This is a genomic window from Hymenobacter edaphi, assembly GCF_003258365.1.
In the GTDB taxonomy this organism is placed as follows: Bacteria; Bacteroidota; Bacteroidia; order Cytophagales; family Hymenobacteraceae; genus Solirubrum; species Solirubrum edaphi.
The window spans coordinates 200,596-213,492 of the sequence record NZ_QHKM01000008.1; the positions used below are offsets into that span (position 1 = coordinate 200,596).

Here is a 12,897-nt window from a genome sequence, read left to right on the forward strand (position 1 = left end):
CGGGCGGGCATTTCGACTGTCCCCACGCATTCTCCGTAAGGGCTTGGAGCACTGAGTCGGCACCCGAGCGCCGGCGTTGCCGCAGAGCTCTATGTGGATTGTTCGAATTGCGCTTTCGCGCCCGTACACGTTTGTCGTCATGGCCCTGCTCATCGTGGTGGCCGGGGTGGCGAGCGTGCTGACCATGGCGGTCGACATCTTCCCCGAGGTCAATATTCCCGTGGTGGGCGTGGTGTGGCGCTACGAGGGCATGAGCGCCGAGGAAATGAACAAGCGCGTGCTGAACGTGAACCAGCGCGTGTACACCACCACGGTTAACAACATCGAGCACCTGGAGTCGCGCGCCATCAAGGGCGTGGGGCTGATCAAGGTGTTTTTTCAGCCCGGCACCGACCCCGAGGCCGGCGTGGCCCAGCTCACCGCCATTACGGCCACGCTGATCCGGGGCTTACCGGACGGCATCGGCGCCCCGCTGATTATCCGCTACTCGGCCTCCAACGTACCCATTGCCCAGGCCAGTCTCAGCTCCGAAAGTCTGGGCGAGGCGGACCTCTACGACGCGAGCAGCTCGTTTATTCGCCCCGGGCTGGCGGTGGTGAAGGGCGCCTCCCTGCTGGTGCCCAACGGCGGCCGGCGCAAGCAGATCATGGTGGACCTGGACCCCGAGGCGCTGGCCGGCAAGGGCCTGTCGGGCAACGACGTGGTCAACACCCTCATCAGCCAGAACGTGATTCTGCCCGCCGGCGTGGCCAAAATCGGCGACCGGGAGTACGACGTGCGGCTGAACAGCAGTCCGGAGATGATCCAGACGCTCAACGACCTGCCCATCAAGACCGTGGACGGCGTGCCGGTGTACATCCGCGACGTGGCCTTCGTGCACGAAGGGGCGGCCGTGCAAAACAACCTGGTGCGCCAGGACGGCAAGCGCACGGCCGTCATTCCCATTCTCAAAAGCGGCCTGGCCAGCACACTGGACGTTATCAACGGCATCAAGCAAGAGCTGCCGCAGGTGCTCCAGACCGCCCCGCCCGGCCTCGACGTGAAGCTCCTGTTCGACCAGTCGTTTTTCGTGCGCTCGGCCATTACGGGCGTGGTCGTCGAAGGGCTGACGGCGGCGGCGCTGACGGGCGTGATGATTCTGCTGTTTCTGGGCTCCTGGCGCTCCACGGGCATGATTACGCTCAGCATTCCGCTGGCGGCGCTGCTCACCATCACCATTCTGTACGGGCTGGGGCAGACGCTCAACATCATGACCCTGAGCGGGCTGGCCATGAGCATCGGCAACCTGGTGGACGACGCGACGGTGGAGGTGGAAAACCTGCACCGCAACATGAGCATGGGCAAGGGCGTGAAAAAGTCCATCCTCGACAGCGCCAGCGAAGTGGCCCTGCCCGCGCTGGTGTCCACGCTCGGGCTGGCCATCGTGTTCGTGCCCGTGTTCTTCCTCACGGGCGTGGCCGCCGACATCTTCACCCCGCTGGCCACCACGGTGATTATCGTGCTGTTTGTGTCGTATCTGCTGTCGCGCACCCTGCTGCCGACTATGGCCTCGGTGTTTATGCGCAAGGAGCTGCCCATCTACCACCAGCAGGGGCCGGAGCGGGTGCCCAGCCAGGAAATCCGCGACGGGCAGCCGGTGAGCGAGGCTGAGAAAGGCCTGCAGCGCCTGCGCGCCGCCGAGCAGGACAAGGAAGCCGCCCGCGACACCCCGCAGGAAGAAGCCGAGGAAGCACCCTTGACCGACGAGGAAAAGAAGGGCGCCGAGAAAATTGAGAAAAGCTGGATCTGGCGGGTACACGTGGGCTTCGAAAAGCGCTTCAACCGGCTGCGCGACGCCTACGGCGAGGCCCTGCGCTGGTCCCTGGGCCACCGCAAGCTGGTGGTGGGCTGCTTTGTGGGGCTGTTTGCGGTGTCGGCCTGCTTGTACCCGTTTATCGGGCAGGACTTCTTTCCCAAGGTCGACGCCGGGCAGATCCGCCTGCACGTGCGCGCCCCCACGGGCACCCGGCTGGAGGAAACCGAGCGGCGCTTCCGGGAAGTGGAGCAGCTGATTCGGCGCGTGGTGCCGGCCGAGGAGCTGGATCTGGTCTTGTCCAACATCGGCCTGCCCAACATCCCGGTGAACCTGCTGCTGAGCGACAACCCCGTCATCGGGCCCGGCGACGGGGAAATCCTGGTGGCGCTGAAGGAAAAGCACGGGCCGAGCGAAGACTACATCCGCGAAATCCGGCGGCGCGTGAAGCAGGAGTACCCCGACCTGGAAATCTTCTTTCAGCCGGCCGACATCGTTAACCAGACGCTCAACTTCGGCCTGCCCGCGCCCATCGACGTGCAGGTGACGGGCCGCTCGGTGGAGGAAAACGAAAAGCTGGCTCGGCGCCTGCAGGCCAAAATAGCCGCCGTGCCCGGCGTGGTCGACGCTTTTATCTTTCAGACCAAAGTGCCCCAGCTGCGCCTGGACGTGGACCGCACCCGCGCCCAGCAGGCCGGCCTCTCGCAGAGCGACGTGGCCGACAACGTGCTCGTCAACCTCAGCTCCAGCACCCAGACCAACCCCAACCAGTGGCTCAACCCCGAGTCGGGGGTGAACTACACCGTGGCCGTGCAGACGCCGCCCAGCCGCCTGGCCACCCTCGACGCGGTGAAGAACATCGGCATCACCGGTCCGAACCAGCCGGAAGCGCAGCTGCTGGGCAACTTCGCCACCACCCGCCGCGAGCTGGCCACCGCCGTAGTCAGCGACTACGACATTCAGCGCGTGCTCGACGTGTACGCCAGCGTGGAAGGCCGCGACCTGGGCGGGGTGAGCAAGGACATCCGCGACATCGTGAAGTCCCTGGAGCTGAACCTGCCGGAGGGCTCGTTTATTGAAGTGCGCGGGCAGGTGGAGAGCATGCGCACCTCGTTTCTGGGCCTGGGCCTGGGGCTGGTGGGCGCCATCGTGCTGCTGTACCTGCTGATGGTGGTCAACTTTCAGTCCTGGCTGACGCCGTTTATCATCATCACGGCCCTGCCGGGCGCCCTCTCGGGCATGCTCTGGATGCTGTTCGTGACGCAGACCACCTTTAGCGTGCCCTCGCTGATGGGCGCCATCATGTGCATCGGCATTGCCACGGCCAACAGCATTCTGGTGGTGTCGTTTGCCAACGAGCGGATGCAGGCTGAGCCCGAACTGAGCCCCGCCGACGCGGCCCTCGACGCGGGCTTTACCCGCCTGCGGCCGGTGCTGATGACGGCCCTGGCGGCCATTATCGGGCTGCTGCCCATGTCCCTGGCCCTGGGCGAAGGCGGCGAACAGAACGCCCCGCTGGCCCGCGCCGTCATCGGCGGGCTGCTGCTGGCCACGTTTACCACCTTGCTGTTTGTGCCGCTGATGTACAGCATTCTGAAGAAAAAACCGGCCGCCGCGGCCCCGCCCGCCCGGCAAGCCGCCTGATTCCGTACCGACGTATCCGCTGAGCCCCGCCGCATGTCCTCCGAAAAGCCCGACCAGCCCCAAGACGCCCGCCCCGACGCCGACGATGCGCAGCCGGGTGCCGCCGCGGGCCCGCAACGCCGCCGGGCCGACGAGCACGGCATCGAAGACCCGAGCCCGGCCGACAACGCCGCGCCCGACCCGGTGAACCACAACGAGCCCGGGCAGGCCATCAAGGACCACATGCGCTTCGGCGAAAACCCGGTTTCGGCGCGGAACGAAGGGCAGGAGGGAGGCGAAGCGGCCCCGGCCAAACCGGCTGCGAACGATAAGGCCGGTGACGAGGGCGCGGAGCTGGACGGGAAAAAGGCAGCCGAAGCGGACGGCCAGCCGGAGGATAAAGACGGGGCGCAAGAACGCAAAGCTGACGAGCAGAAATCAGAGCAGGAACCGACCTCGAAGCCCGACGACAAACCGGACGGCGCAACGGCTGCGGATGACGGAAGGGACGACGAGGATAAGAAACCGCCCGGCAAGCGGCGCTTCTGGCTGGTGGCGCTGATTGCGGGCGGCTTGTTCGTGGTGTTGCTGCTGGTAGGCATCATTCCGCGCATCAAAAAAAGCCAGGAGCGGAAAAAAGCCGCCCGGGCTACCCTCATTGCCAAGCCCGTGGTGCGGGTGCTGCCCGCCGTGAAGGCGCCCGATACCACCCGCCTGGAGCTGCCGGCCAACACCCGCGCCAACCGCGAAACCTACCTCTTCGCCCGCGTCGACGGCTACGTGGAGGCCTGGTACGCCGATATCGGGGCGCGGGTGCGGCGCGGGCAGCTGCTGGCCCGCATTGCCACGCCCGAGCTGGATCAGCGCGTGACCGAGGCCCGCGCCAACGCCGAGCTGGCCCGTACCAGCTACAACCGCCTGCGCAGCGTGGCCCTGCCGGGCGCCATTTCGCGGCAGGAGCTGGACCAGGGCCGGGCGCAGTACGAGGCCCAGCGCGCCATTCTCAACCAGCTGCTGGCCCAGCGCAGCTTCCGGTTGGTCACGGCCCCGTTCAGCGGCATCGTGACGGAGCGCAACGTGGAGCTGGGCGGGCTCATTGCCGTCAGCAACGCCGCGGGCAGCCAGCTTTTCAAGCTGGAGCAAACCGACACGCTGCGGGCCTTCGTCAACGTGCCGCAGAACTTCACGCCCAGCATCCGCCGCGGCCTTACGGCCGACGTCATCGTGCCCGAGTTTCCGGACAAGCCCTTCCCCGGCCGCGTCTCCCGCGACGCCGGCGCCCTGGCCCCCGACACGCGCACCCTGCTCACCGAAGTGAAAGTGCCCAACCGGCAGGAGCAGCTTAAGCCCGGCGTGTTTGCCCTGGTGCGCTTCCGGGTGCCGCGCACGGCCCCGAGCGTGGTCATTTCGGCCAATGCCCTGGTGCCGAGCGGGCTGGAGCCGCGTGTGGTGGTGGTGCGCAATCAGAAAGTATACTACCAGCCCATCGTGCCCGGCCGCGACTTCGGCGACGAGGTGGAAGTAACCAAGGGCCTGAAAGGCGGGGAGCTGCTGGTCATCAACCCCAGCGAAACCCTGCGCGACGGGCTGGCCGTGGAAGTGCGCCAGGCCGAGGCCGGCAAGGACGCCAAAGGCAAGAAAGGCCCGCCCGAAGGCCCCGAGCCGCTCTACGACCCGGACCGCCCGCGCCAGTCGCTGCCCGTGGACAAAAAGCCCGCCGGCCCGGAGGACGCCCAGGCGGCCCGCAGCGCCGGCAAGCCGCAAGGGCGGGAATCAGCACAACGCAAACCCTGAGGCCGTGCCGCTGCTCTCGTTTCCATCGTCGCTCCCCACCCGCCGCCCGCGCATGTGGTCGGCCGTTCGTTTGCTGCTGGGTCTGCTGGTGGCCGCCGGGCTGAGCAGCTGCGCCCGCGGGCCGCGCTACCAGCCGCCCGCGGTGCCCCTGCCCACGGCCTGGAAAACTCCGGCCGACCCGGCCGCGCCCGTGGTGCCGCAGCCGCTGACCACCGCCGAAGTGCCCGCGCCCGAGCCGCCGTCGGCTCTGCCGCCGTGGTGGCAGCTGTTTGCCGACCCCGAGCTGAGCCGGCTGGAAGAGCAGGCCCTGGCCGCCAGCCCCACCCTGCAAGCCGCCGCGGCCCGGGTGGAGGAAGCCCGCGCCAACCTGCGCATTGCCACTTCCTACCGCCTGCCCGAGCTGACCCTCGACCCGCAGGCCTACCGCACCCGCCTCTCGGGCCTGCGCCCCATCCCGTTTGCCCTCGGCGACGGGGCCAGCAACCGCCGCGGCGTGGTGCAAACGCAGTATTACGTGCCCCTGAATGTGAGCTACGAAGCCGACGTGTGGGGCCGGCTGCGCGGCGGGGTGCGGGCGGCCCGCGCCGAAACCCAGGCCGCTGAAGCCGACCTGCGCACCGTGCAGCTCACCCTGACCACCGACGCGGCCACCTACTACTTCGGCCTGCGCGCCCTCGATGCCGACGCGGCCGTGCTCGACACCACCCGGCAGGACCGGCTGCGGGCCGTGCAGCTCACCCAGGCGCGCTTCCGGGCCGGCGTCGACAATGAAATAGCCCTGCGCCGCGCCGAAAGCGAGTTGGCCCTGGTGGAAGCCTCGCTGCTCGACGTGCAACGCCAACGCGCGGGCCTGGAAGCCGCCCTCGCCGCCACCGTGGGCCAGCCGGCCAGTGCCTTTGCGCTGGCCCCGCGCCCCGGCGTGCCCGCCCCGCCACCCGCCGTGCCGGTGGCCCTGCCCGCCGCCCTGCTGGCCCAGCGCCCCGATCTGCAGCGCGCCGAGCGGCAGCTGGCCGCCGCCGGCGCCCGCGCCGACGTGGCCCGGCTGGCCCGGCTGCCCACGGTGGCGCTGAACGGCTTTATCGGCCCGCAGAGCGCCGAGCTGGCCGATCTGGCGCGCGTGGCCGACAACTACACCTACTACGTGGGCGGGGTCGTGTCCATTCCTATTTTCAACGGCGGGCGGCTGCGGGCCACCCAGCAGGTGGCCGCCGCCCAGTACGACGCCCTGGCCGCCGAATACCGGCAGCGGGCCCTGACGGCCGTGCAGGAAGTGGAAACCGCCCTGACCGACGTGCGCTTCCGGCAGCAGCAGCTGGCCGCCCAGGAAGCCGCCCAGCGCGCCGCCCGCCTGGCCGTGCGCCTCACTGCCGAGCGCTACCGCACCGGCCTGACCACCTACTTCGAAGTGGTGGATGCCAACCGCATCAGCCTGGAGGCCGCCCGGCTGGTGGCCCAAAACCGCGGCGAGCAGCTGCGCGCCACCGTGCAGCTGGTGCGCGCCCTGGGCGGCCGCTGGGAGTGAGCCGCCGGCCCCCCGAGCACGACCAACACGCGGCCGCAAGCCGAAACGCGCTATTTTCGCAGCGGATACACGCATAAGCGCTTGGCATGAAGACAACGTTGGTTTTTGGCGCCTCCGGGCAATTGGGGCAATGCCTGGCGCACGTAGCGGCCGAGCGAAACATGACCGACTACCTGGTGCTGCTGCCCGAGGAGCAGGCCAACATCCTGAACCCGGAAGGCCTGCGGGCCGCGTTTGCGCAGCACCGGCCGCAATACTGCATCAACTGCGCCGCCTACACGGCCGTCGACAAGGCCGAGGACGAAGTGGACATTGCCCGCCGCGTGAACCGGGACGGGGTGGAAAACCTGGCCCGGCTGTGCGCCGAGTTTGGCACCACGCTGCTGCACGTGTCCACCGATTTTGTGTTTGCCGGCGCGGGCAATCAGCCCCTGCTCGAAACCGACGAAACCGCGCCCATCAGCGCCTACGGCCTCACCAAGCTGGAGGGCGAGCAGGTTATTTCGGCTCACACGGATAAGTATTTCATCCTGCGCACCAGCTGGCTGTACTCCGAATTTGCCGGCAACTTCGTGAAGACCATGCTGCGCTTCGGCCGCGAGCGGGACGAAATGCGCGTCATCTGGGACCAGACGGGCACGCCCACCTACGGCATCGACCTGGCCGGGGCGCTGCTGCACATCATCGAGACGGAAAACCCCCACTACGGCCTCTACCACTACAGCAACGAGGGCGTCACCTCGTGGTACGACTTCGCGGTGGCCATTTTCGAGCTGGCCGGCCTGCCCACGCGCGTGGTGCCCATCCGCACGGCCGAATACCCGACCCGGGCTACGCGCCCGGCCTACTCGGTGCTCGACAAGAGCAAGGCCAAAAACCAGCTGGGCATCGGCATTGCGCACTGGCGGGTGAGCCTGCAGGAGTGCATGCGCCGGCTGGCGTAAATCGGCCCTGCATTTCGCGAAAAGCCCCGCGTCGAAACCAGTCGACGCGGGGCTTTTCCATCTCACCTTCGGCCAGGTTCCGAGCGGCGCCTAGGCGGCCGGGGCGCTGTCGGTGCCGCGGGCGTAGAAGCGGCTGACCAAAAAGGCCAGCGCCACGAAGCCCAGGCCGGCGGCGCACACGCCGGGCCAGCGGGCGTGCGTCCAGGCCCAGCCGCCGACGAGCGAGCCGGCCGCCCCGCCGATGAAGTAGGCCGTCATGTAGACGGTGTTGAGGCGGCTGCGGGCTTCCGGAATCAGGGCAAAAATGCGCGTCTGGTTGGCAATGTGGGTGGCCTGCACGCCCACGTCGAGCAGGATGACGCCCACCACCAGCGCGGCCAGGGCGGTGCTGCCCAAAAACAGGATGCCGTAGGCCAGCACCGCCAGCCCCACGCCGATGCGAATGGCGAAGTCGGGGCCGCGCGTGTCGGCGGTGCGGCCGGCCAGGGGCGCGGCCAGGGCCCCCACGGCCCCGATCAGGCCGAAAAAGCCCGCGACGTCGGCGCCGTAGTGGAAGGGCGGGCCTTCGAGCAGAAACACGAGGGTGGTCCAGAACACGCTAAAGCCGGCAAACATGAAGCCGCCGATCAGCGCCGAGCGGCGCAGCAGCGGCAAGGTGCGGGCCAGGGTCAGCAGCGAGGTCATCAGCGAGGCGTAGGTGCCGCGGAAGGCGGGCTGGTCGCGGGGCAGGCGCCAGGCCAGCACGGCGCCCAGCAGCACCATCACGGCCGCGCCGCCGCCGAACACCGTGCGCCAGCCCAGGTGCGCCCCCACGTAGCCGCTGACGGTGCGCGAGAGCAGAATGCCGATGAGTAGCCCGCTCATGATCTGGCCCACGATGCGGCCGCGGTCGGCGGACGGGGCCAGGTGCGCGGCCATGGGCAGCAGCAATTGCGGCACCGCCGAGCACACCCCGATGAGCAGGCTGGCCCCGAGCAGTACTCCAAACGAGGGCGCCCAGGCCGCGGCGGCCATGCACAGGGCCGCCCCGAGCTGCATCAGCAGGATCAGGCCCTTGCGTTCGAGCTTGTCGCCCAGGGGCACGATGAGCAGCATGCACAGCGTATAGCCCAGCTGCGTGACGGTAGCCACCAGGCTGGCCTGGCTTTCAGTTTTGCCGAAAGTGCGCCCGATTTCGCCCAGCAGCGGCTGATTGTAGTAGATGTTGGCCACCACCAGCGCGCAGGTCACGGACATCAGCCAGACCAGGGCGGGCGGCAGGGGAGAAGAGGAAGCGACAGTTGATTCGGTTAATTCCGCGGAGCGCGGCGCTTTTTCCATGAGTACGAGAGCAAGAAGGGAAGAAGGCGGCCTGCGGTAAACCGTATTTCGTGGTGGATGGTTGGCCGGGAATTTCGGCGAGGTGGCAACCCGGCAGGCAACCCTTCACCGCGCCGCTGCATCTGGCCCCATCGGACGTCCTTACCCGCTTTCGGCCCATGCGCTACTCTTATTCCCGCCTTCATACCCTCGCCGGCGCCCTGGTCTTCGCCACGGCCCTGGCCACGTACGGCCTCACCCTGGAGCCCACCGTGAGCTTCTGGGACTGCGGCGAGTTCATTGCCAGCGCCGACAAGCTGCAGGTGCCGCACCCGCCTGGCGCGCCCACCTTCCTGCTGCTGGGCCGGCTGGCCGCGCTGCTGAGCCTGGGCGAGGCCAGCCGGGTGCCGGTGCTCGTCAACCTGCTTTCGGCCCTGAGCAGCGCCTTTACGGTGCTGTTGCTGTTCGGGAGCATCACCCTGCTGGCCCGCCCGCTGGTGCTGGGCGCGGCCACCCGCGCCGCCGAGCCCACCGGCCGCCAGGCCGCGCTGCTGCTGAGCGCCGGAGCCGTGGGCGCCCTGGCCTTCGCCTTTTCCGATTCGTTCTGGTTCAACGCCGTGGAGGCCGAGGTGTACGCCATGTCGAGCCTGGGCACGGCGCTGGTGCTGTGGCTGATGCTGCAGTGGGAGCGGCGCGCCGAAGCGCCCGATGCGGCTAAATGGCTGATTCTGATAGCCTACGTCATCGGGCTGAGCATCGGGGTGCACCTGCTGAACTTGCTGGCCCTGCCCGCGCTGGGGCTGATTTACTACTTCCGCCGCCCGGCCGCGCCCACCACGCGCGGCCTGCTGCTGACGCTGGTGGGCAGCGGCGCCGCCGTGCTCACGATTCTGCTGGGCGTCATTCCCGGGCTGCCCTCGGTGGCGGGCACGCTGGAAATCTTCTGCGTCAACGTGCTGGGGCTGCCTTACAACTCCGGCGTGGTCCTCTTTGGGCTGCTGCTGGCCGGCGGGCTGGCGTACGGGCTGCGCACCGCCGCGCGCCGGCAGCAGCACCTGCTGCACACCGGCCTGCTCAGCCTCGCGTTTGTGCTGATCGGCTACTCCACCTACCTCATCGTGCCCATCCGCTCGGGCTTCAACCCGCTCATCGACGAAAACAACCCCGAGGACGTGCTGTCGTTCGTGAGCTACCTGAAGCGGGAGCAGTACGGCGACCGGCCGCTGTTCTACGGCCCGCAGTTCAACGCCCAGCCGGTGGCCCAGACCGACGGTGCCCCGCGCTACGAGCGCCGCAACGGCCGCTACGAAGTGGTGGAGCAGAAGCTGGTGAGCGAGTACGCCGCCGAAGACAAGATGCTGCTGCCGCGCCTCTACAGCACCCAGCCCGGCCACCTGCGCGAGTACCAAAAGTGGACCAACGTGCAGCCCGGGCAGCGCCCCACCATGGCCGACAACCTCGGCTTCCTCGTGCGCTACCAGCTCGGCCACATGTACTGGCGCTACTTTCTCTGGAACTTCGTCGGCCGCGACTCCGACGTGCAACAGGCCGGCGTGCTCTGGCCCACCGAAACCGCCAGCGGCCTGCCCGCGCACCTGGCCGACAACCGCGCCCGCAACAACTACTTCGCCCTGCCGCTGCTGCTGGGCCTCGTGGGCCTCGTCTTCCAGCTGCGCCGCGACGGGCGCCGCGCCGCCGTGGTGGCCCTGCTCTTCGGCCTGACGGGCGTGGCCATCGTGCTGTACCTGAACCAGCCGCCCCTGGAGCCGCGCGAGCGGGACTACACCTTCGTCGGCTCGTTTTACGCCTTTGCCATCTGGATCGGGCTGGGCGTGCTGGGGCTGCACGCGGCCCTGCGCGCCGTGCTGCGGCAGGAGCGCCTGCGCGTGGCCGTTGTCGCGGCGCTGGGCCTGGCGGTGCCCGCGCTGATGGCCGCCCAGGGCTGGGACGACCACAACCGCACCGACCGCACCCTGGCCTTGGACTGGGCCCGGAACATGCTCAACAGCGTGGCCCCGAACGCGCTGCTCATCACGGCCGGCGACAACGACACCTTCCCGCTCTGGTACGCCCAGCAGGTGGAAGGCATCCGCCCCGACGTGCGCATTGCCGTGTCGCCGTACCTGAACACGGACTGGCACATCGACCAGCTGCAGCAGCGCATGGGCGCCTCGGCGGGCCTGCCCATGACCCTGCGCCACCCCGACTACACCCAGGGCACCAACGACTACCTGCCGCTGGTGCCCAACCCGGCCGTGGCCGCCGTCGATGCGCGGCAGTTTGTGCAGCTGGTGCGGCAAAACTCGCCCCTGCTGCAGGTGCAGGCGCAGAACGGCCGCTCGCTGCTGAGCTTTCCCACGCGCCGGTTTTTCCTCGACGTGGACACGGCCGCCGTGCGCCGCGCCGGCCTGGTGCCCGCCGAGCGCCGCGGCCACCTCACGGCCCGCATGCAGTGGCAGGCCGGCGCCGGGGGCTACCTGGAGAAGAAAGAGCTGGCCCTGCTCGACATCCTGGCCGCCAACAACTGGCAGCGGCCGGTGTACTTCTCGGCCTATATGTCGCCGAGCGAGTACGCCGGGCTGGAGCCGTATATGCAGCTCGAAGGCCTGGCCTACCGCGTGCTGCCCTTGCAAAACCCCGCGCCCCAGGCCGAGCAGCGCGGCGAAATCGGCTACGTGGCCCGCGAGCTGCTCTTCGACTCGCTGATGCGCAAATTCAGCTACCGCAACCTGACCAACCCGCGCGTGTACTACGACGAGTCGCAGCGCCGCATCGTGGGTGCCTACCGCGAGCAGTTTGCCCGCCTCGCCCAGGCCTATTACCACGACGGCAACCCGGCCAAGGCCCGGCAGGTGGTCGACCGCTGCCTGCGCGTGATGCCCGACGATACCGTGCCCTTCGACTACAGTACCGCCGACCTGCTGGCCCCGCTGGCCGCCGCCGGCGAAGCCCCGCGGGCCCGGCGCCTGATGGACTTGCTCACCAACCGCGCCCAGCAGAACCTGGCCTACTACGGTTCGCACGAGCCGGCCCGGTTCGAGCGCGAAATCCAGGTCAACGCGGTCATGCTCAGTCGGCTCTACCAGGCCGCCGCCGACACCAACGATACCGCGCGGGCGCAGCGCATCGTGGGGCTGCTGGAGCAGTACGTGCCGAGGTCGTAAGCGCACAGCATTGGCCGTGGCCTGTGGCGGATTTTTGAAACCGCATGGGGTTCCACAAACTGGAACACGATAGCTCGAATGATGCGGCAGTGTTTCACCAGCTGGAACACTCCCGTTCTTTTTTGGGAGTAGGGTTTCACTCCGAGCGGCAGGGCGACATAACCAGCAGGCTGTCCCGCTCGCAGCGCAAACCGTCGCCGTCCGGCTGCGTTTGTGTAGCCATGAGCCGAGGATTTGTAAAAGAAGACGATTCGCAGGCGCCGCCCATCATTCCGCCCCGCGCCGCCCTGCCCCCCAATACGCCCAACTACGTGACGCCCCGCGGGCTGGAGCAGCTGCGCGCCGAGCTGGCGGCCCTCGAAGCCACCCGCAGCCAGGCCGAGGCCGACCGCGCCAACGACACCGACCGCACCCGGCAGCTGAGCTTGCTCAACGGCCAGCTTAGCCAGCTCGCCGCCCGCATTGCCAGCGCCCGCGTGGTGGACCCGCGCCAGCAGCCCGCCGAGGAAGTGCGCTTCGGCGCCACCGTAACGCTGCGCCCGGTGGGCGGCGCGAAGCCCGGAGGCAAAGCTGTACCCGAGCGGCGCTTCACCATCGTGGGCGTCGATGAGGCGGCGGTGGCCGAGGGCCGGGTGGCGTTTGTGGCGCCCATTGCCCGGGCGGTGCTGGGCGCCAGGCTGGGCCAGACGGTGGCGCTGCGCCTGGGGCCGCAGCCGGAGACAGTGGAGGTGGTCCGCATCAGCTACGAGGGCGACTAGC

General features: G+C 68.7%; 7 protein-coding genes. 6 read left to right on the forward strand and 1 reads right to left on the reverse strand.

The window, feature by feature from the left end:
• Positions 1–91 precede the first annotated feature (91 nt).
• From DLM85_RS20645 to rfbD, 4 genes are all read left to right on the forward strand, one after another.
• On the forward strand, positions 92–3,436 hold the full coding sequence (locus tag DLM85_RS20645) for an efflux RND transporter permease subunit (RefSeq protein WP_111480070.1): 3,345 nt from the start codon (positions 92–94) through the stop codon (positions 3,434–3,436).
• 33 nt (positions 3,437–3,469) lie between these two features.
• Complete coding sequence (locus DLM85_RS20650) at positions 3,470–5,209, forward strand: efflux RND transporter periplasmic adaptor subunit (protein ID WP_111480071.1); 1,740 nt, start codon at positions 3,470–3,472, stop codon at positions 5,207–5,209.
• 52 nt (positions 5,210–5,261) lie between these two features.
• Positions 5,262–6,731, forward strand: coding sequence for an efflux transporter outer membrane subunit (locus tag DLM85_RS20655; RefSeq protein WP_111480072.1), 1,470 nt, complete (start codon positions 5,262–5,264; stop codon positions 6,729–6,731).
• Between the two features lie 86 nt (positions 6,732–6,817).
• Positions 6,818–7,675, forward strand: coding sequence for a dTDP-4-dehydrorhamnose reductase (gene rfbD / locus DLM85_RS20660; RefSeq protein WP_111480073.1), 858 nt, complete (start codon positions 6,818–6,820; stop codon positions 7,673–7,675).
• A gap of 90 nt (positions 7,676–7,765) precedes the next feature.
• Here rfbD and DLM85_RS20665 read toward each other — a convergent pair whose 3' ends face one another.
• On the reverse strand, positions 7,766–8,995 hold the full coding sequence (locus tag DLM85_RS20665) for an MFS transporter (protein ID WP_243636078.1): 1,230 nt from the start codon (positions 8,993–8,995) through the stop codon (positions 7,766–7,768).
• 158 nt (positions 8,996–9,153) lie between these two features.
• Here DLM85_RS20665 and DLM85_RS20670 point away from each other — a divergent pair, with 158 nt between their 5' ends.
• Positions 9,154–12,138, forward strand: coding sequence for a glycosyltransferase family 117 protein (locus DLM85_RS20670; protein ID WP_111480074.1), 2,985 nt, complete (start codon positions 9,154–9,156; stop codon positions 12,136–12,138).
• Positions 12,139–12,359: 221 nt separating this feature from the next.
• The gene (locus DLM85_RS20675; protein WP_111480075.1) at positions 12,360–12,896 is read left to right on the forward strand and encodes a GreA/GreB family elongation factor; all 537 of its coding nucleotides are present in this window, start codon (positions 12,360–12,362) and stop codon (positions 12,894–12,896) included.
• Position 12,897: the final 1 nt, after the last annotated feature.

What these genes read in the sequence shown, in the direction of transcription:
- DLM85_RS20645 (WP_111480070.1), top strand. Translation starts at nt 92, where the DNA reads ATGTGGATTGTTCGAATTGCGCTTTCGCGCCCGTACACGTTTGTCGTC.
- DLM85_RS20650 (WP_111480071.1), top strand. Translation starts at nt 3,470, where the DNA reads ATGTCCTCCGAAAAGCCCGACCAGCCCCAAGACGCCCGCCCCGACGCC.
- DLM85_RS20655 (WP_111480072.1), top strand. Translation starts at nt 5,262, where the DNA reads ATGTGGTCGGCCGTTCGTTTGCTGCTGGGTCTGCTGGTGGCCGCCGGG.
- rfbD (WP_111480073.1), top strand. Translation starts at nt 6,818, where the DNA reads ATGAAGACAACGTTGGTTTTTGGCGCCTCCGGGCAATTGGGGCAATGC.
- DLM85_RS20665 (WP_243636078.1), bottom strand. Translation starts at nt 8,995, where the DNA reads ATGGAAAAAGCGCCGCGCTCCGCGGAATTAACCGAATCAACTGTCGCT.
- DLM85_RS20670 (WP_111480074.1), top strand. Translation starts at nt 9,154, where the DNA reads ATGCGCTACTCTTATTCCCGCCTTCATACCCTCGCCGGCGCCCTGGTC.
- DLM85_RS20675 (WP_111480075.1), top strand. Translation starts at nt 12,360, where the DNA reads ATGAGCCGAGGATTTGTAAAAGAAGACGATTCGCAGGCGCCGCCCATC.